The 18,295-nt window shown below is 61.6% G+C and carries 15 protein-coding genes; 11 read left to right on the forward strand and 4 right to left on the reverse strand.

Annotated elements, in window-relative coordinates:
* Positions 1–122 precede the first annotated feature (122 nt).
* From L1O02_RS05575 to L1O02_RS05590, 4 genes are all read left to right on the forward strand, one after another.
* Positions 123–1,805: a fatty acid--CoA ligase gene (locus tag L1O02_RS05575; RefSeq protein ID WP_108545223.1), complete on the forward strand. Its 1,683-nt coding sequence runs from the start codon at positions 123–125 to the stop codon at positions 1,803–1,805.
* 337 nt (positions 1,806–2,142) lie between these two features.
* Entirely contained in the window at positions 2,143–4,005 is a 1,863-nt protein-coding gene (locus tag L1O02_RS05580) for a DUF1302 domain-containing protein (RefSeq protein WP_060840989.1), read from the forward strand.
* A gap of 30 nt (positions 4,006–4,035) precedes the next feature.
* The gene (locus tag L1O02_RS05585) at positions 4,036–5,400 is read left to right on the forward strand and encodes a DUF1329 domain-containing protein (RefSeq protein ID WP_060840988.1); all 1,365 of its coding nucleotides are present in this window, start codon (positions 4,036–4,038) and stop codon (positions 5,398–5,400) included.
* Positions 5,401–5,708: 308 nt separating this feature from the next.
* The gene (locus L1O02_RS05590; RefSeq protein ID WP_108545224.1) at positions 5,709–8,444 is read left to right on the forward strand and encodes a LuxR C-terminal-related transcriptional regulator; all 2,736 of its coding nucleotides are present in this window, start codon (positions 5,709–5,711) and stop codon (positions 8,442–8,444) included.
* Between the two features lie 37 nt (positions 8,445–8,481).
* Here L1O02_RS05590 and L1O02_RS05595 read toward each other — a convergent pair whose 3' ends face one another.
* The 3 genes from L1O02_RS05595 to L1O02_RS05605 all read right to left on the reverse strand — a co-directional run bounded on the left by L1O02_RS05595 (position 8,482) and on the right by L1O02_RS05605 (position 11,641).
* Positions 8,482–9,384: a LysR family transcriptional regulator gene (locus L1O02_RS05595; protein ID WP_060840986.1), complete on the reverse strand. Its 903-nt coding sequence runs from the start codon at positions 9,382–9,384 to the stop codon at positions 8,482–8,484.
* A gap of 252 nt (positions 9,385–9,636) precedes the next feature.
* Positions 9,637–10,974 (reverse strand): HAMP domain-containing sensor histidine kinase, encoded by a 1,338-nt coding sequence (locus tag L1O02_RS05600; RefSeq protein WP_108545225.1) that lies wholly within the window; start codon positions 10,972–10,974, stop codon positions 9,637–9,639.
* Positions 10,967–11,641 carry a response regulator transcription factor gene (locus L1O02_RS05605; RefSeq protein WP_060840984.1) on the reverse strand — a complete coding sequence of 225 codons (675 nt, stop codon included), beginning with the start codon at positions 11,639–11,641 and terminating at the stop codon, positions 10,967–10,969. The genes L1O02_RS05600 and L1O02_RS05605 overlap by 8 nt, the downstream gene beginning before the upstream one ends.
* A gap of 298 nt (positions 11,642–11,939) precedes the next feature.
* Between L1O02_RS05605 and L1O02_RS05610 the strand changes: the two genes are divergently transcribed.
* The 4 genes from L1O02_RS05610 to L1O02_RS05625 all read left to right on the forward strand — a co-directional run bounded on the left by L1O02_RS05610 (position 11,940) and on the right by L1O02_RS05625 (position 14,420).
* Complete coding sequence (locus L1O02_RS05610; protein WP_060840983.1) at positions 11,940–12,194, forward strand: hypothetical protein; 255 nt, start codon at positions 11,940–11,942, stop codon at positions 12,192–12,194.
* Between the two features lie 164 nt (positions 12,195–12,358).
* Positions 12,359–12,859, forward strand: a complete 501-nt coding sequence (locus tag L1O02_RS05615) for a methylated-DNA--[protein]-cysteine S-methyltransferase (RefSeq protein ID WP_235759676.1) — start codon at positions 12,359–12,361, stop codon at positions 12,857–12,859.
* Positions 12,860–12,917: 58 nt separating this feature from the next.
* A complete protein-coding gene (locus L1O02_RS05620; RefSeq protein WP_108545226.1) occupies positions 12,918–13,562 on the forward strand; it encodes an MBL fold metallo-hydrolase in 645 nt (214 codons plus the stop codon).
* Between the two features lie 111 nt (positions 13,563–13,673).
* Positions 13,674–14,420 carry an OmpA family protein gene (locus L1O02_RS05625; protein ID WP_047306025.1) on the forward strand — a complete coding sequence of 249 codons (747 nt, stop codon included), beginning with the start codon at positions 13,674–13,676 and terminating at the stop codon, positions 14,418–14,420.
* 78 nt (positions 14,421–14,498) lie between these two features.
* Here L1O02_RS05625 and L1O02_RS05630 read toward each other — a convergent pair whose 3' ends face one another.
* Positions 14,499–14,933 (reverse strand): DUF1043 family protein, encoded by a 435-nt coding sequence (locus tag L1O02_RS05630; protein ID WP_060840980.1) that lies wholly within the window; start codon positions 14,931–14,933, stop codon positions 14,499–14,501.
* A 144-nt stretch (positions 14,934–15,077) separates the two neighbouring features.
* Here L1O02_RS05630 and L1O02_RS05635 point away from each other — a divergent pair, with 144 nt between their 5' ends.
* From L1O02_RS05635 to zapE, 3 genes are all read left to right on the forward strand, one after another.
* A complete protein-coding gene (locus tag L1O02_RS05635; RefSeq protein WP_108545227.1) occupies positions 15,078–15,707 on the forward strand; it encodes an alpha/beta fold hydrolase in 630 nt (209 codons plus the stop codon).
* Between the two features lie 24 nt (positions 15,708–15,731).
* Positions 15,732–17,087, forward strand: coding sequence for a tryptophan--tRNA ligase (locus tag L1O02_RS05640; RefSeq protein ID WP_060840978.1), 1,356 nt, complete (start codon positions 15,732–15,734; stop codon positions 17,085–17,087).
* An 88-nt stretch (positions 17,088–17,175) separates the two neighbouring features.
* A complete protein-coding gene (zapE, locus tag L1O02_RS05645) occupies positions 17,176–18,270 on the forward strand; it encodes a cell division protein ZapE (protein WP_047306022.1) in 1,095 nt (364 codons plus the stop codon).
* Positions 18,271–18,295 lie beyond the last annotated feature (25 nt).

The raw sequence follows: 18,295 nt of genomic DNA on the forward strand, positions 1-18,295 counted from the left end.
GGCTTGGAGCTAGTATTTGTACGGCTCTGCAAATCATCCCTTTGGCTGATTTAGCGGGCGCACAGGAACTCTAGAGTGAGTATTCTCCAGCTACGACCGAGCCGTCAGAAAAAGGGATTCTTATGTTGCAGACTCGTGTTATCCCCCCCGCCGAAGGCGCCTATCAATACCCGCTATTGATCAAGCGGCTGCTGATGTCCGGCAGTCGTTACGAGAAAACCCGCGAGATCATCTACCGCGATCAGTTGCGCTATACCTATCCGACCCTGATCGAACGCGTGGCGCGCCTGGCCAACGTATTGACCGCCGCCGGGGTCAAGGCCGGCGACACCGTGGCGGTGATGGATTGGGACAGCCATCGCTACCTGGAGTGCATGTTCGCCATCCCGATGATTGGCGCGGTGATCCACACCATCAACGTGCGCCTGTCGCCGGAGCAGATCCTCTACACCATGAACCACGCCGAAGACCGCTTCGTGCTGGTCAACAGCGAGTTCGTCGGTCTGTACCAGGCCATCGCCGGGCACCTGACCACGGTGGAGAAAACCCTGCTGCTTACCGATGCGCCGGAGAAAACCGCCGAGCTGCCGAACCTGGTGGGGGAGTACGAGACATTGCTGGCGGCCGCCAGTCCCCAGTACAACTTTGAGGATTTCGACGAGAATTCGGTGGCCACCACCTTCTACACCACCGGCACCACCGGCAATCCCAAGGGCGTGTATTTCACCCACCGGCAGCTGGTGCTGCACACCATGGGGGTGTCCACCATCATGGGCTGCATTGACAGTGTGCGGCTGCTGGGCACCAACGACGTGTACATGCCCATTACCCCGATGTTCCACGTGCACGCCTGGGGCCTGCCCTATGTGGCCACCATGCTCGGGCTCAAGCAGGTCTACCCGGGACGCTACGATCCGGAGTACCTGGTGGAGTTGTGGCGTCGGGAAAAGGTCACTTTCTCCCATTGCGTGCCGACCATCCTGCAGATGGTGCTCAACGCCAAGGCGGCCCAGGGCACCGATTTCGGCGGTTGGAAGATCGTCATCGGCGGCAGCGCGCTGAACCGTGCGCTGTACGAGGCGGCCAAGGCCCGGGGCATCCAGCTGACCGCCGCCTATGGCATGTCGGAAACCGGTCCGCTGGTGTCCTGCGCTCACCTCAATGACGAGCTGATGGCGGGCAGCGAAGACGAACGCACCACCTACCGGATCAAGGCCGGGGTGCCGGGCCCGCTGGTGGAGGCGGCGATCATCGATGCCGAGGGCAAGTTCCTGCCGGCGGACGGCGAGTCCCAGGGCGAGCTGGTGCTGCGCGCGCCCTGGTTGACCGAGGGCTATTTCAACGAACCGCAGAAGGGCGCCGAACTCTGGGACGGCGGCTGGCTGCACACCGGTGACGTGGCGACCCTGGACAGCATGGGGGTGATCGACATCCGTGACCGGATCAAAGACGTGATCAAGACCGGGGGCGAGTGGATCTCGTCCCTGGACCTGGAAGACCTCATCAGTCGTCACGCGGCGGTACGTGAAGTAGCAGTGGTGGGCATCGCCGATCCGCAGTGGGGCGAGCGCCCGTTCGCCCTGCTGGTGATCCGCGAAGGTCATGCCATTGGCGCCCGCGAGCTCAAGGAACATCTGAAGCCGTTCGTGGAACTGGGGCACCTGAGCAAGTGGGCGATTCCCAGTCAGATTGCCCTTGTTACTGAAATTCCCAAGACCAGCGTGGGCAAGCTCGACAAGAAGCGCATCCGTGTCGACATCAGCGAATGGCAAGCCAGTAACAGCACCTTCCTCTCCACGCTTTGAGCGTCCTCTGCCGTGCCCGCCCGGGCACGGCATGCCTACCCGGCAAGCCTTTGTCTTGTGCTCGCGAGATTTTCAGCCATTCTTACCGCGCCGTCTTTCAACGGTTTTGGCAAAGGGTTGTTCCAGCGCGGTGGGTGGTTGCAAATCACACTTTAGAGGGATCAAGCAGTAATCCCCGCTGGATATAGTCCGCTCACGGATTTTTCTGAAGTACGGAGCATTGTGGGGTGCTCGCGCCACGCAACTTCGGGCCTGGGGCGGTGTTGCTCGACCCGGTATCCGCAGCGTCTTCAGAAGAGCGTACTGCCATAACAATAATGCACATGGAGTAGCGTCGATGACATCAGCAAACCAGTTCTGGCGCCGGGCAAAACTGCCCCTGGCCGTCGGTCTCGCCTCCACGCTCGCCGGGCCGGCATTCGGCGTCAGCTTCAACATCGGTGAAATCGAAGGCAGCTTCGATTCGTCTCTTTCCCTGGGGGCCAGTTGGTCCACCGCCGAGCGCAACAAGAACCTGATCGGGGTCAATAACGGCGGCAAGGGCCTGTCCCAGACCTCTGACGATGGTCACTTGAACTTCAACAAGGGCCAGACCTTTTCGAAGATCTTCAAGGGCATCCATGACCTGGAGTTGAAGTACGGCGATACCGGTGTGTTTGTCCGTGGCAAGTACTGGTATGACTTCAAGCTCAAAGACGAAGACCTGGACTTCAAGAACATCAGCGACAACAACCGCAAGGAAGGCGCCAAGTCCTCCGGCGGGCAGATCCTCGATGCTTTTATCTACCACAACTACTCCATCGCCGATGAGCCGGGTTCGGTGCGTTTCGGCAAGCAAGTCGTGAGCTGGGGTGAAAGTACCTTCATCGGTGGCGGTATCAACTCGATCAACCCCATCGACGTATCGGCGTTCCGTCGCCCAGGTGCCGAGATCAAGGAAGGCCTGATTCCGGTCAACATGTTCTACATCTCCCAGGCCCTTACCGAGAACCTCTCGGCCGAAGCCTTCTACCAGTTGGAGTGGGACCAGACCGTTACCGATAACTGCGGCACCTTCTTCTCGCAGCCGGACATCATTTCCGACGGTTGCGACAACAACCTGCGGGTGCTGAACAAGCGCTCGACCATCAACCCGGCAGCGTTCCCGACCCTGAACGCCCTGGGGGTGGACGTTAACAACGAAGGTGTTCTGGTTCGTCGTGGCGCCGATCGTGACGCCCGCGACAGTGGCCAGTTCGGCGTGGCCTTTCGCTACAACTACGAGCCGCTGGATACCGAGTTCGGCGCCTACTTCATGAATTACCACAGTCGCGCGCCGATCTTCAGTGCTCAGGGCGCTGCGTCGCGCTACTACACGATGCCGTTGGGGCCGTTGGCCAGCGCCAGGCCGCTGATCGTGGCAGGCAACTCCAACTACTTCGTCGAGTATCCGGAAGACATCCGTCTGTACGGCCTTAGCTTCTCCACCACCTTGCCTACCGGCACGGCCTGGAGTGGCGAACTGAGCTATCGCCCCAATGCTCCGGTCCAGCTGAACTCCACCGACATCCTGTTCGCCGGCGTGACGCCCATTACCGGCTTTGGCAACGCATCCGTCTTGAAAGGCACGCCCGGGCAGGACCTGCACGGCTATAACCGCAAGGAAATTACCCAGCTCCAGACCACCTTCACGCACTTCTTCGATCAGGTCATGGGCGCCAGCCGCCTCACGCTGGTGGGTGAAGTCGGTATGACTTATGTCGGCGGCCTGGAAAGCAAGACTAAAGCTCGATATGGCCGCGATCCGGTCTTCGGGCCTGGCACCTTGCCGAACGGTTTCTGCGCCACCCTCAACGGCAACACCATCGCCGGAGCCGGGGCGGGCACTGATGCCAGCAATCGCACCACCAACTGCAACAACGACGGCTTCACCACCGCCACTTCCTGGGGCTACCGCGGCCGGGCCATCTGGGAATACCCGGATGTGTTCGCCGGTGTGAACCTCAAGCCCAACGTGGCCTGGTCCCATGACGTCAAGGGTTACTCGCCAGGTCCTGGCGGCAACTTCGAGGAAGGTCGCAAGGCCATCAGCCTGGGGTTGGATGCCGAGTACCAGAACACCTACACCGCGAGCCTGGCCTACACCAACTTCTTTGGTGGCGACTTCAGCACCGTGGATGACCGGGACTTCCTCGCCTTGAGCGTTGGCGTGAACTTCTAAGCACACTGCATTTTCAGGAAGAACGACACTATGAACATCACCAAGAGTCTGTTGCACGTCGGTGTGCTGGGACTGTCACTGCTGGCCACCGGGGTCATGGCCGCGGTCTCGGCCGATGAAGCCGCCAAGCTGGGCACCAGCCTGACGCCGATGGGCGCGGAAATGGCCGGCAACGCCGCCGGCACCATTCCGGCCTGGAAGCCGCTGGCGACCAATGCCGGCACCGTGGACAGCAAGGGTTTCCTGTCCAACCCGTACGGCAGCGAGCAACCGCTGTTCACCATCACCGCGCAGAATGTCGAGCAGTACAAGGACAAGCTGGCACCGGGGCAGTACGCGATGTTCAAGCGCTACCCGGAAACCTTCAAGATGCCGGTCTACCCGTCCCATCGCGGGGCTACCGTGCCGGCTGACGTGTTCGCCGCGATCAAGCGCAACGCCACCAAAACCAACCTGGTGTCCGGCGGCAACGGCCTGGAGAACTTCGAAACCGCGATTCCGTTCCCGATCCCGAAAAGCGGGGTGGAAGTGATCTGGAACCACATCACCCGCTATCGCGGTGGCAGCGTGACCCGCCTGGTGACCCAGGCCACGCCACAGGCCAACGGCTCCTACAGCCTGGTGTACTTCCAGGACCAGTTCGTGTTCCGCGACAAGATGAAGGACTACGACCCGAAAAACCCGGGCAACATCCTGTTCTACTTCAAGCAGAAAGTGACCGCCCCGGCGCGTCTGGCCGGTGGTGTGCTGCTGGTTCACGAAACCCTCGACCAGGTGAAGGAACCGCGTTCGGCCTGGGTCTACAACGCGGGTCAGCGGCGTGTGCGTCGTGCCCCGCAAGTGTCCTATGACGGCCCGGGTACCGCCGCCGACGGCCTGCGCACCTCGGACAACCTGGACATGTACAACGGTGCTCCGGATCGCTACGACTGGAAGCTGGAAGGCAAGAAGGAGATGTACATTGCCTCCGACAGCTACAAGCTCGATTCGCCGAGCCTGAAGTACGCCGACATCATCAAGGCCGGGCACATCAACCAGGATCTGGCTCGCTACGAGCTGCGTCGGGTCTGGCATGTGGTCGCGACCCTGAAGGAAGGCCAGCGCCACATCTACGCCAAGCGTGACTTCTACATCGACGAGGACACCTGGCAGGCGGCGGTGATCGACCACTACGACGGCCGTGGCCAACTGTGGCGCGTGGCCGAGGCCCATGCCGAGAACTACTACGACAAGCAAGTGCCGTGGTACGCCCTGGAAACCCTCTACGACCTGCAGTCCGGCCGCTACCTGGCGCTGGGCATGAAGAACGAAGAGAAGCAGGCGTACGACTTCGGCTTCACCGCGACCACCAGCGATTTCACCCCAGCCGCCCTGCGTCAGGACGGGGTTCGCTGATCCGCTGCAAATAGAGGCCGCATCCTCGGAAATTGCCCCGACCGGTTCGGGGCTTTTTTTTGCCTGAAAAATCTTGCCCTTGGGGAAGTGCACATCAATCCAGGTGGGCTAGGCTGGTTTTCTCCAAGTGAATTAGTAAGTTGCTTAATAAATAACTGAAATATCGACTGATCAGTCAGATATATCTGACCCATTTGGACATAGTCTTTTTTACCCGAATGGTCGCAAAAATCTTCAACAGGTCGCTTTTTACCGCTAGTCTGCGGGCATCTGCTACGCCGACAACCCTACATCAACAAGAGTTGGCCATGACTGAGCTGTCCTCCCTTCAACGGTCTGCCAGCGCGGTGATTCCCGCGTTGGAAGGGCGTTTCTATCGACCCCCTCTGCCCGAGGGATACGTGCAGCGGCCGCGTCTTTGCGAACGCTTGAGCGCCGGGTTGAAGGGGCGGTTGTTGTTGGTCAGCGCGCCGGCCGGATTCGGCAAGAGCTCGTTGGCGGTGGAGTTCTGCCAGGGCTTGCCGGGAAACTGGCAGAGCTTGTGGCTGGGGTTGAGCCGTCGGGACAGCGATCCCGGACGCTTCCTCGAGCGTCTGCTGGCAGGCTTGCAGCAGTATTTTCCCCAACTGGGCCGGCAGTCTCTCGGGCTGTTGAAAATGCGCCAGCGCCATCAGCCCTTCGCCTTTGAAGAGTGGCTCGACGGCCTGCTGGACGAGTTGGCGCAGCACCTGTCCGGTAGCTCGCCGCTGCTCCTGGTGCTGGATGACTACCACCTGGCCCAGGGGCCGGTGCTGGATCGCTGCCTGCAGTTTTTTCTCAATCACCTGCCCGATGGCCTGGTGGTGCTGGTCACCAGTCGCCAGCGCCCGGACTGGCATCTGGCGCGGCTGCGGCTGTCGCGACAGTTGCTGGAACTCAATGAACAGGATTTGCGCCTGACCCATGACGAGTCCCTGAGCCTGTTGGATCGGCACAGCAGCGCCTTGCGTGGCGAGGCTCTGGAAAGCCTGATCCAGCGCAGCGAGGGCTGGGTTGCCGGGCTGCGTTTCTGGCTGCTGGCGGCGTCCGAGGCCGGTGCGCTGGGCACCTTGCCCCAGGGGCTGCATGGGGGCGAGGGGCTGATCCGTGACTACCTACTGGAGGAAGTGATCGACTGTCTGCCCGCCGAGGTCCAGGCGTTCCTCTATGACACGGCGCCCCAGGAGCGTTTTTGCGCCGAACTCTGCGATGCCCTGCGCGAGGCCCATGACAGCGCGGAAATCCTCGGGTTTCTGCAGGCTCACCAGGTGTTTCTGGTGCCGCTGGACGAACACGGGCACTGGTATCGCTATCACCACCTGTTTTCCGATCTGTTGCGCACCCGCCCCACGGCCAATGCCCTGGTGCCGGCCGCCACTCTGCATCTGCGGGCCTGTCGCTGGTTCAATGCCCAGGGGCTGCTGGATGAAGCCGTGGAGCAGGCGCTGCGTGCCGGGCACCTGGATGTGGCGGCCAACCTGGTGCAGAACCTGTCGGAGGAGCAACTGCTGGCGGAGCAGAATGTCGGCATGCTGCTGCGCTGGAAGATGGACCTGCCCGACAGCCTGTTGATCAGCACGCCGCGCCTGATCGTGCTTTACAGCTGGGCCCTGGGCCTGGCCTGCCAACTGGATGCCGCGGAAGAGCTGGCCGATCACTTGAGTCGTTTCTTGCCGGCGCCTTCGGCCACCGCGCAGAAGTCGATGCTGGCGCAATGGCTGGCCCTGAGCGGGATCATCGCCCGTGGTCGCGGGCAGCGGGAAAGAACCCTGGCCTATTGTGGTGAAGCTCTTGAGAGCCTGCCGCACAAGCGTTACGGGCAACGCCTGATGTGCCTGTCGACCCTGTCCAACCTGGCGATTACCGACGCCGATCTGTGGCGCGCCCGCAGTCTCAATCGCGAATCCCTGGAGCTGGCGCAGCGGGTCGGCAATCCGCTGTTCGAGGCCCTGGCCCATTACGATCGGGCCCGGGTCCTGCAGGCGCGGGGCGAGGTGCTCAGAGCGCAGGAGGAGGTGCACCAGGGGCTGCGCCGGCTGCAGGGGCTGTCGGCTCAGCGACTGTACGCGGTGCGGGCCCGGCTGACCCTGTATGAAGGCTATCTGTTGACGCTGCGGGCCCAGCCTGAAACCGGTCTGCTGCGTCTGCAGGCCGGGCTGGTGGAGGCCCGGGCCTGTCGCGATATCAGCGTGTTGATCGCCCACTGCGTGATCGCCAAGCAGGAGGGGCTGCGAGGCGAGTTTGCCCGAGCCTTTGCCGAACTCGCCGAAGCCGAGCGCCTGATGCACATCTGGGACGTGCCGCCGATCTACTACCTGGCAATGATCACCCTGGTGAAATGCGAGCTGTGGCTGGCTCAGGGACGCACCGACCTGGCCGAGGCCTGGCTTGGCCGCCTGGGCCAGACCTACACCGGCGAACAGGCGGCGGCACCGCCTGAGTTTCACCCGCAACTGCCGTTGCATATCGAGCTGCAGCAGGCCCGGCTGGACACCATCAAGGGCGACGCTGCCAGGGCCGAGCAGCGTTTGCGGCGGCTGGTGGAGCATGGTCGGCAGAGCGGCCGGCAATTGTTGAGCGTGATGGCCCTGACCCAGAAGGCTCAGTTGTTGCTGGGGCTCGGGCGTGGCCCCGAGGCCCGCCAGGATTTGCTCCAGGCCCTGGAGGCCGCTGTCGGGGGCGCATTGCAGCCTTTCGAGGGGCTGATTGCGCAGCATCCCGGCTGGATGCGCGAGCAGTTGCAGCAGGGCGCACCGACCGCCTTGACTCAGGCGCTGCTGGAGCGTTTGCCCGCCGCACCCCGGGAGCTTCCCGAAACGGCGGTCCCCAGCGAATCCTTGAGTTCCAGGGAGTTGTCGGTGCTGCAACTGATCGCTCAGGGTTGTTCCAATCAGGAGATCAGTGAGCGACTGTTCATCTCCCTGCACACGGTCAAGACCCATGCCAGCCATATCAACAGCAAGCTGGGGGTGGAGCGCCGTACCCAGGCAGTGGCCCGGGCCCAGGAGCTGGGGCTGCTGGGCTAGGCGCCCGGGCGAGGGGCGAGTCGGCGGCAAGGTGCGCTCAACGGGCCAGGTGTTCCTTGCAGTAGTCGGCAAACAGGCGCGCCGGCTTGGTCAACTGGCCACGCTTGAGCCAGGCGGCGACCAGGCCTGAGCCGGTCACGTCCTCGACGATATCCACGCACACCACCGGCTTGCCGTCGTAGGAGCACTGGGAGTGGGGGCGGGTCACCAGGATCGAAAAGCCGAAGCCCTGGCCGACCATGCCCCGCACCATCTCGATGGAGGGCGAGCTGAAGGCGATCTGCGGGGTGAGCCCCAACTCCTCGAACAGGCTGACAAAGTAGGTCCGGCTGGGTTGCACATCCAGCAGGATCATCGGTTCCAGGCTCAGGTCGCGCAGTGAAACCTGGGCTTGCTGGGCGTAGCGATGATCGGCCGGCAGCAGCACATAGGGGCGTTGCGCCGGCATCAGCGGCTCGGTTTCGATGGTGCCGTCCAACTCATGTTCATACAGGATCACCAGGTCGAAGGCGCCCCCGGTCAGGCCTTGCACCAGTTCCTGTTGCTCGCCGTCGCGGATGCGAATCTCCACGCCGGGATAGAGCGCGCTGAAACCGGCGATCAACTGCGGCAGGTACAGCGGAGCCACGGTTTCAAAGCAGCCGATGTCGATCTGTCCGGACACCACATCATTGTCGGCCAGGGCGTTCTGTTCGAACTCCTTGGCCATGCGCAGCAGTTCCTGGGCCTTGCGATAGAAGCGTGCACCGCTTGGGGTCAGGGACACGCCCAAGGCGTGATGACGAATCAGCAACTGCACACCGAAGCTGTCCTCCAGGCCCTTGATGGCAGTGGAGATCGACGGTTGGGCGATATACAGCTTGCGCGACGCCTCGGCAACGCTGCCGCACTCGACGGTGGTGATGAAGTACTTGAGTTGACGCAGATTGTAGGTGGCCACAGCGAACCTCGTTCTTTGCCTTGGCGCGGGGGCGGGCGGGGTCGTTCGGACCCGGTTCTTGAGTGCAGTGCGAAAGATGCAGTCCGCTTCCTGCAAGCAAGTTATGCACCGACAAGCTCCCCCGGGCGTGGTTTTTTGTCCGTCAACGATACTCACAAGCGTCGTCGGAGAGGGCCGGGTCTAGACAGTTTTTTCATCGCTTGTGAGCAGGAATTTCCTGGCCTTCACCGAGCTCGACCAGGACGGCGGTGTTCAACTCTGCGCCTCGGGAGCGCTCTGTGGTGCAGGCAGTTCCTCGGCGGGTGGGGCGGCGTTGAAGTCCAGGGTCACCGTGAAGAGTTGCTGTTCCGTCAGCACTTCAATGCGCCAGCCGAGCCGGGCACTGAGTTGCCGCATCAGTTCCAGACCCAGGCCATAGCCAAAGTCGTTGGACGGCTCCAGCTGCTTGGTCTCCCGAATGCGGTTGACGATACGCAGTTGTGGATAGTCGAAATGGATCTCGACGCTGCCTTCATCGGCATATTGCAAGGCATTGCGCAGGAAGTTGCCCACCACGATGCGGCAGGCGGTGAGGGGCAGGCGGCAAGGGGTACTGCTGATGTCCAGCAGCAACTCGATATCCCGTGTGCCGATCAGGTAGCGGTGTTCCTCGATCAGTTCGGTGACCAGGCCGCTCATGTCGATGGGCTCCTCGGGCAAGGGTTCCGGCAGTTCCCGGCTCATCCACAGCAAGGTTTCGGCGATGCGCTGCATGTTCAATACCGAGCGCTCGATGCGTTGCAGGGGTGGCGGCAGGACACCGCCGGATTGCAGGGTCAGCAGTTCGATATTGGCCTTGAGCACCGCCAGTGGGGTACGCAGTTCATGGCTGGTGTAGCGCAGCAGGCGGCCTTCGCGCAGGCTGGCGGCCTGCACCTGCTGCACGCTTTGGGCCAGGGCATCGGCGAGCACGTTGAACTCCTTGAAACCGAAATTAGGCCGCTGGCCGGACACCGCGTCCGCATCCTTGAGGGTCGAGGACCATTGGGCCAGGCGCTCCAGGGGCCTTACCAGCCACCAGACCAGCAGGACAATGATGATCAGCGCCGGGACGAACACCGCCAGGCTGATGAGGTTGACGCCGCGCAACTGGCGCTCGATGTAGGCGTCGGACAGTGGCGTCTCCACTTCGCCGCCTTCTTCCTTGTCGTGGTCGACGTCGAACATGTACAGGGTCTTGCCGTCGCTGAGGGGCTGGGCCAGGACCGCCCGCCCTTCATCCTCGTCATCGGAGTCCAGGTCGCCGAAGGCCTGCAGCGCGCCGAAGGACAGGCTGGGCGGAGTGTCCAGTAGCTGACGGATTTTCTCCGGTAGGGCTTCCTTGCCGATCACGCTGGTATAGAAGTAGTTGTGCGGCGGTGGGGTGTTCGGATCCTTCTTGTAGTGCCTGGCGAAGTACTGGGCTTCTTCTTCCATCATGGCGCTGGCGGTGTAGAGCAGGCCACGCACGCTGTATTCGGGCAGCAGCAGGCTGTAGATCAGCAAGACGACGCCGATCAGCAGCAGGAAGCTGCCACTGATCACCCATTTCAGACCCAGACCGTTACGCATGTGACCTCATCTGTATGCCAATTCCGGGGATGGTGTGGATCAGCGGTTGGCCGAAGGATTTGTCCACGGTCTTGCGCAGCCGGTGCATGTGCACCTTGAGGGTATTGCTGTCCGGCGGTTCATCGCCCCAGATGGTCGCTTCCAGGCGCTCCCGGGTCACGGGTTCCGGGCTGGCGCGCATCAGGCATTCCAGCAAGGTCCAGCAAATGGGCGACAGGTGCAGTTCCTGGCCCGCGCGGCTGACCTTGCGGGTGGACAGCTCCATGACCAGGTCGGCCACTTGCAGGCGGCTGGCCTGACCGCTGCGGCGCATGCTCAGGGCGCGGATGCGGGCTACCAGTTCCGCCAGCTCGAAGGGTTTGACCAGGTAGTCGTCGGCCCCGGCGGCAAAGCTGGCGAGCTTGTCGGAAAGAGCGTCCAGTGAAGTGAGCATCAGGATCGGCGTCTGGCTGCCTTGCTGGCGCAATTGTTGGCACAGCTGCTGGCCGTCCAGTCGCGGCAGCATGATGTCGAGGAGTATCACGTCGTAGTGCTGGCCCAGAGCCAGGTTAAGACCGGTCTGGCCGTTGCTGGCGTGGTCGCAGACGATGCCGCTGATTTCCAGGTATTCGATGACGGTATTGGCCAGATCGAGGTTGTCCTCGACCAGCAGCAGGTTGATATGCACGGGTATGTCCCCCTGGACCCTTGGCGCTCAGGGGAGGAAGGATAGCGGAGTCGGATGGGGTTCTACCGATGTTTACCCAGTGTTAACCCGGCCCGGCCTAAGCTGGGGATCAACTCATCCGGAGCGCTATCTGCCATGAACGTGTCTTCAGTGGTCAAAGGTATCTTGCTGCTCATGATTGTCCTGGTCCTGATGGCCTGTGTATTGCCCTCCAGGGGGCCTCTGGTGCGCCTGGGGCAGGGTGGTCCATTGAGTTGGCTGGTGATTGGGCAAGGCAAGGCGCCAATAGGGGCGGGTTATGTCGCCAGTGCTTTCTGATGACTCCGGCGCCCGTTACACCGATCAGTTGGTGGGGTGTCTGGTGCTGATTCTTTGTGTGTCGATTTCCCTTGGGGTGTATATCGTGCGCCTGAACGCGCAGATCGACAGTCAGCGCGAGCTGGCGCCGGTGCGCTTGCTCGAATGCGGCCAGGGCCGCGGAGCCTTCATCGTCGATCCCCATGGACATCGCAGCAGCAGTGACAATTGTTACCTGGTGGATGAGGACGACTAGCCTCGGGCAGGCTCGGTGCGCGGAGTCATGCGCCATGAGATTCAAACGCAAGAAACGTGGTTCTTGCGCTTGAATCTCCCTTTACAGTGCAGGCTATCGAGAGAACGGTGCGGCAAGCGTGACAGGCCCGCCCGACTCCACTGGCGGACTGAAGGAGAGCTGAGATGTCCTGCGTATTCAAATTGATGGCGTCCCCTGTTGGCCAACTGACCCTGGTCGCCAGAGGCAGCAAGTTGGCGGCGATTCTCTGGGAGCATGAACGGCAGAATCGGGTTCGTCTCGGGCCATTGCAGGAAGCGGCCGATCATCCGCTGTTGCGGGAAACCGAGCGTCAGTTGCAAGAGTACTTTGCCGGTAGCCGTGAGCGTTTCGAGCTGGAGCTGGATTTTGCCGGCACCGAGTTCCAGTGCCAGGTCTGGCAGGCGCTGTTGACCATTCCATTCGGTGAAACCCGCAGCTATGGCCAGATCGCCCGACAGATCGGCCACCCCAAGGCGTTACGGGCAGTAGGGGCGGCCAATGGCCGGAACCCGATTTCGATTGTTGCTCCCTGTCATCGAGTGATCGGCGCTTCGGGAAGCCTGACCGGTTTTGCCGGTGGGCTGCAGGCCAAGCGGTATCTGCTGGCGCTGGAAGGCGAAGAGACGCTGCAACTGAGGTTCTGAGTCAGCAGGGGCGGCGAGCTGTGCCAGAATGGCCGATCGTTTTTTCTGGAGCCTTGCCATGAGCGCCGTTACCCCCAGCCTGATCCGCGAGACCTTCCCCGTCGGTCCGTTGCAGTGCAACTGCACCATCATCGGCGACCTGCTGACCAAGAAAGCCATTGTGGTCGATCCGGGCGGCAATCCGGACTTGATCATGGCTCGCCTCGAGGTCCTGGGGCTGAAGGTGGTGAGCATCATTCATACCCATGCTCATCTGGACCATTTCCTGGCCTCGGGGCAGATGAAGGAAAAGACCGGCGCCACCTTGCATCTGCACAAGGACGATCAGTTCCTCTGGGACAACCTGGAGATGCAATGCAGCATGTTCGGCGTGCCCTTTACCCCGGTGCCGTCACCGGACCGCTGGCTGGATCACGAGGAAGAGTTGGCTTGTGGATGCGGCGTAGCCTTGCATACCCCCGGGCATACCCCGGGTTCCATGAGCTTTTGGTTTTCTGAAGCTAAGCTTCTGATTGCCGGCGACACACTGTTCAAGCGCGGCGTCGGACGCACGGACTTGTGGGGCGGCGATCAAGCCACCCTGGTGCGTTCGATCAAGCAGCGTCTGTATACCCTCGACGAAGACGCCACAGTGGTGGCCGGGCACGGTCCAGACACCCGCCTGGGGGATGAAATGCGTCAGAATCCGTTCGTGAGAGCCTGAGGATTTGCTCTGTTGTTCACGGAATTTTTGCCGTTTCGCGTGTTCCAACGCCAGCACAGGTCTGTTGCCAACGTCCGCTGCACCACAGAATGCAAAAAGTAGGAGCTTTCCATGTTCACCTCGCGTCGTTTGATTGTTGTCGCTACTGCTGTGGCCTTGTTGTCCGGCTGCGCTTCGCCTAACCCCTATGACAATCAGGGGCAGGCCGACGGCGGCTCGTCGGGCATGAGCAAAACTGCAAAATACGGTGGCCTGGGTGCCCTGGCCGGTGCTTTGGCCGGTGCCGCCATCGACCACAACAACCGTGGCAAGGGGGCGCTGATCGGTGCCGCCGTGGTGGGTGCGTCTGCTGCCGGTTACGGTTACTACGCCGACCAGCAGGAGAAGAAACTGCGCGCCAGCATGGCCAATACCGGGGTTGAAGTGCAGCGTCAGGGTGATCAGATCAAGCTGATCATGCCCGGCAACATCACCTTCGCCACCGACTCGGCGAACATCGCTCCCAGCTTCTATCAGCCGCTGAACAACCTGGCCAACTCCCTGCGCGAGTTCAACCAGAACCAGATCGAGATCGTCGGCTACACCGACAGCACCGGCAGCCGCCAGCACAACATGGACCTGTCCCAGCGTCGTGCCCAGAGCGTCGCGACCTACCTGACGTCCCAGGGCGTGAGCAGTGCCAACCTGTCCGCTCGCGGTGCCGGCCCGGACAACCCGATCGCCAGCAACGCCGACGTCAATGGTCGTGCGCAGAACCGTCGGGTAGAGGTCAACCTCAAGGCGATTCCGGGTCAGCAGTATCAACAGCCGAACCAGCAGTACCAGCAGCCTTACCAGCAGCAAGGTCAGCAGTACTAAGAGCAAACTGGCTGAACCCCAGGCACAAAAAAGCCCGCCCGATGCAAATCGGGCGGGCTTTTTAATGGCTGAGGCGTATTACTTCTTCAGGCCGTAATGCTCGTCGAGCATGCCGGGGGCATTCGGCGTCTTTGGCGCGTAGTCCCGTGGCGGCTCCTGGTCCCGCGGTGGTGTCAGGCGTTCACGAGGAGCCTGCACCGACTCCGAGTGCAGGGCGGCCAGCAGGCGTTGGCGGGTCAGTTCGTCCAGGGCCAGACGGTTGGCGCCCTCGGCGAGATGGTCCTGCACTTCCTGATAGCTCTGGGTGAGCTTTTTCACCAGGGTGGCGGTGCTGTTGAAGTGGGTGACCACTTCGTTCTGATAATTGTCGAAACGTTCCTGAATATCGTCCAACTGACGCTGCGTGCGGTTAGGCGCGGCATTGGGCAGCAGGCGAGCAACCAGGAATCCAATGGCGACACCCGCGACCAGGGCAAGAGTCGGCAACAACCAAACTAAGAGCGAGTGTTCCACGAGTCCTTCCTCTATAAACGGCTTTGCTTTACGTTAACGGCTCGAACCTGCGCTGTATACCGCGATTCACTCGCAATAGATTGGCACAGACCATTTGCTAGACGAGTCGACCCCCTTCGAGGTCACGGAGTTCCTTCCTTGCTAATGCGTGAAACCCCTGTAGTGATTGACGGCCCTGTGGGCCAACTGGAAGCCCTGTATCTGGAGGTGCCCGACGCTCGCGGCGTGGCGCTGATCTGTCACCCCAATCCGGTGCAGGGTGGCACCATGCTCAACAAGGTGGTGTCCACCTTGCAGCGCACCGCGCGGGATGCCGGGCTGACTACCTTGCGCTTCAACTATCGGGGCGTGGGCGCCAGTGAGGGCAGTCACGACATGGGCAGTGGCGAAGTCGATGACGCCCAGGCCGCCGCTCAGTGGTTGCTGGCCCGGCACCCGGGATTGCCATTGACGCTGCTGGGTTTTTCCTTCGGAGGCTTCGTCGCCGCCAGCCTGGGTGGACGCCTGGAAGCCCAGGGCGTGCGGCTCAAGCATCTGTTCATGGTGGCGGCGGCGGTGACCCGGCTGCGGGACAGCGATCAGTTGCCGGAGAACTGCCCGCTGACCCTGATCCAGCCGGAAACCGATGAAGTCATCGACCCGCAGGCGGTCTACGACTGGTCCGACGCGCTTGTTCGCCCCCATGAGCTGCTGAAAGTGGCAGAATGCGGACACTTTTTTCATGGCAAGCTCACCGATCTCAAGGATCTGGTGCTGCCGCGACTTTCGAATTGATAGCAGTCTGATAAGCGATTACCCATGACTACTCGTACGCGTATCCTCACCGGCATCACCACCACCGGCACCCCGCACCTGGGCAACTATGCCGGCGCGATTCGCCCGGCGATCCTTGCCAGTCGCGACAGCAATGCCGACTCCTTCTACTTTCTGGCCGACTACCACGCGCTGATCAAGTGCGACGACCCGTTGCGCATCCAGCGTTCGCGTCAGGAGATTGCGGCCACCTGGTTGGCCGGTGGCCTGGATGTGGAGCGCGTGACTTTCTATCGCCAGTCGGACATTCCGGAAATCCCGGAACTGACCTGGTTGCTGACTTGCGTCGCGGCCAAGGGGCTGCTCAATCGCGCGCATGCCTACAAGGCTTCGGTGGACAAGAACCTGGAAGCCGGTGAAGACCCGGACGCCGGCATTACCATGGGGTTGTACAGCTACCCGGTGCTGATGGCCGCGGACATCCTGATGTTCAACGCTCACAAGGTGCCGGTGGGCAGGGATCAGATCCAGCACGTGGAGATGGCCCGTGATATCGGCCAGCGCTTCAACCACCTGTTCGGCCAGGGCAAGGAGTTCTTCACCATGCCCGAGGCGCTGATCGAGGAAAGCGTTGCCACCTTGCCAGGTCTCGATGGCCGCAAGATGTCCAAGAGCTACGACAACACCATTCCGTTGTTCACCAGCGCCAAGGAGATGAAGGACGCGATCTCGCGGATCGTCACTGACTCCAAGGCGCCGGGCGAGGCCAAGGATCCGGACAACGCTCATTTGTTCACCCTGTTCCAGGCCTTCTCCACCCCTGCGCAGGCTGCCGAGTTCCGCGCGGAATTGCTTCAGGGCCTGGGTTGGGGAGAAGCCAAGAACCGCCTGTTCCAATTGCTGGACGCCGAGCTGGGCGAAGCCCGCGAGCGTTACCACCAACTGATCGCTCGCCCGTCGGACCTGGAAGACATTCTGCGTGCCGGCGCCGTCAAGGCCCGTGCCGTGGCCACGCCGTTCCTCGCCGAGTTGCGTGAGGCCGTAGGCCTGCGCTCCTTTGCCAGCCAGGTGCAGGTTGCCGCCACGACCAAGAAAAAGGCCGCCAAGGCTGCGCGCTTCATCAGCTTCCGTGAAGACGATGGCAGTTTCCGTTTCCGCCTGCTGTCTGCCGATGGCGAGCAGTTGCTGCTGTCGCGCCATTTCGCCGATGGCAAGGCGGCCGGTGTGGTGAGCAAACAGCTGCAGTCCGGGCAGGCGCTGGATCTGCGCAGCGAAGCCGGCAGCTTCAGCGTCTGGCTCGATGGTGCCTGTGTGGCTGACAGCCCTGAGTTCGCCGACGCTGCCGCGCGTGATGCTGCAATAGATGCGCTGCGGATTGCGCTGACCCCGGCGCAGGACTAATCGGAATCTTCCCGACCAAGGGCTGATTGCCATTCCCCAGGGCCGTCGCTAAAGTGACGGCCCGTTTTTGTTGCCTTGCTAACGAATTATGACGCCCCTAGAACGATACCAAGCAGATCTGAAACGCCCGGACTTCTTTCATGACGCGGCACAGGAAACCGCTGTGCGTCATCTGCAGCGTCTGTACGACGATCTGATTGCAGCCGAGCAAAACAAGCCGGGACTGCTCGGCAAGCTGTTCGGCAAGAAGGATCAGGTGCCGGTCAAGGGCCTGTATTTCTGGGGGGGAGTGGGGCGCGGCAAGACCTATCTGGTGGATACCTTCTTCGAGGCCCTGCCGTTCAAGGAAAAGGTTCGCACGCACTTTCACCGCTTTATGAAGCGTGTCCACGAAGAGATGAAGACCCTGGGCGGCGAGAAGAATCCGCTGACCATCATCGCCAAACGCTTCTCCCAAGAGGCGCGGGTGATCTGCTTCGACGAGTTCTTCGTCTCCGACATTACCGATGCGATGATCCTCGGCACCCTGATGGAAGAGCTGTTCAAGAATGGCGTGACCCTGGTCGCCACCTCGAACATCGTTCCGGACGGCCTGTACAAGGATGGCTTGCAGCGTGCGCGCTTCCTGCCGGCCATTGCCCTGATCAAGCAGAACACCGAGATCGTCAACGTCGACAGCGGTGTCGACTACCGTCTGCGGCATCTGGAACAGGCCGAGCTGTTTCATTACCCCCTGAATGAAGCGGCTCACGAAAGCCTGCGCAAGAGCTTCCGGGCGCTGACCCCTGAATGCACTCAGGCGGTGGAAAACGATGTGTTGATCATCGAGAACCGCGAAATTCGTGCCCTGCGTACCTGTGATGATGTGGCCTGGTTCGATTTCCGCGAGCTGTGCGACGGTCCCCGCAGCCAGAACGATTACATCGAACTGGGCAAGATCTTCCATGCGGTGCTGCTCAGTGGCGTGGAGCAGATGAGCGTGACCACCGACGACATTGCCCGGCGCTTTATCAATATGGTCGACGAGTTCTATGACCGTAACGTCAAGCTGATCATCTCTGCCGAGGTTGAACTCAAGGATCTGTACACCGGTGGACGCCTGACGTTCGAGTTCCAGCGAACCCTCAGCCGGTTGCTGGAGATGCAGTCCCACGAGTTTCTGTCGCGGGCACACAAGCCGTAAGCGTCGCCAAATGAACAAGGGCCTG

It is taken from the genome of Pseudomonas sp. BC42, assembly GCF_021560055.1.
GTDB lineage: Bacteria > Pseudomonadota > Gammaproteobacteria > Pseudomonadales > Pseudomonadaceae > Aquipseudomonas.

Coding starts and splice junctions, on each gene's coding strand:
- L1O02_RS05640 (WP_060840978.1), top strand. CDS start 15,732: ATGACTACTCGTACGCGTATCCTCACCGGCATCACCACCACCGGCACC.
- L1O02_RS05585 (WP_060840988.1), top strand. CDS start 4,036: ATGAACATCACCAAGAGTCTGTTGCACGTCGGTGTGCTGGGACTGTCA.
- L1O02_RS05600 (WP_108545225.1), bottom strand. CDS start 10,974: ATGCGTAACGGTCTGGGTCTGAAATGGGTGATCAGTGGCAGCTTCCTG.
- L1O02_RS05615 (WP_235759676.1), top strand. CDS start 12,359: ATGTCCTGCGTATTCAAATTGATGGCGTCCCCTGTTGGCCAACTGACC.
- L1O02_RS05610 (WP_060840983.1), top strand. CDS start 11,940: ATGTCGCCAGTGCTTTCTGATGACTCCGGCGCCCGTTACACCGATCAG.
- L1O02_RS05590 (WP_108545224.1), top strand. CDS start 5,709: ATGACTGAGCTGTCCTCCCTTCAACGGTCTGCCAGCGCGGTGATTCCC.
- L1O02_RS05620 (WP_108545226.1), top strand. CDS start 12,918: ATGAGCGCCGTTACCCCCAGCCTGATCCGCGAGACCTTCCCCGTCGGT.
- L1O02_RS05625 (WP_047306025.1), top strand. CDS start 13,674: ATGTTCACCTCGCGTCGTTTGATTGTTGTCGCTACTGCTGTGGCCTTG.
- zapE (WP_047306022.1), top strand. CDS start 17,176: ATGACGCCCCTAGAACGATACCAAGCAGATCTGAAACGCCCGGACTTC.
- L1O02_RS05575 (WP_108545223.1), top strand. CDS start 123: ATGTTGCAGACTCGTGTTATCCCCCCCGCCGAAGGCGCCTATCAATAC.
- L1O02_RS05635 (WP_108545227.1), top strand. CDS start 15,078: ATGCGTGAAACCCCTGTAGTGATTGACGGCCCTGTGGGCCAACTGGAA.
- L1O02_RS05580 (WP_060840989.1), top strand. CDS start 2,143: ATGACATCAGCAAACCAGTTCTGGCGCCGGGCAAAACTGCCCCTGGCC.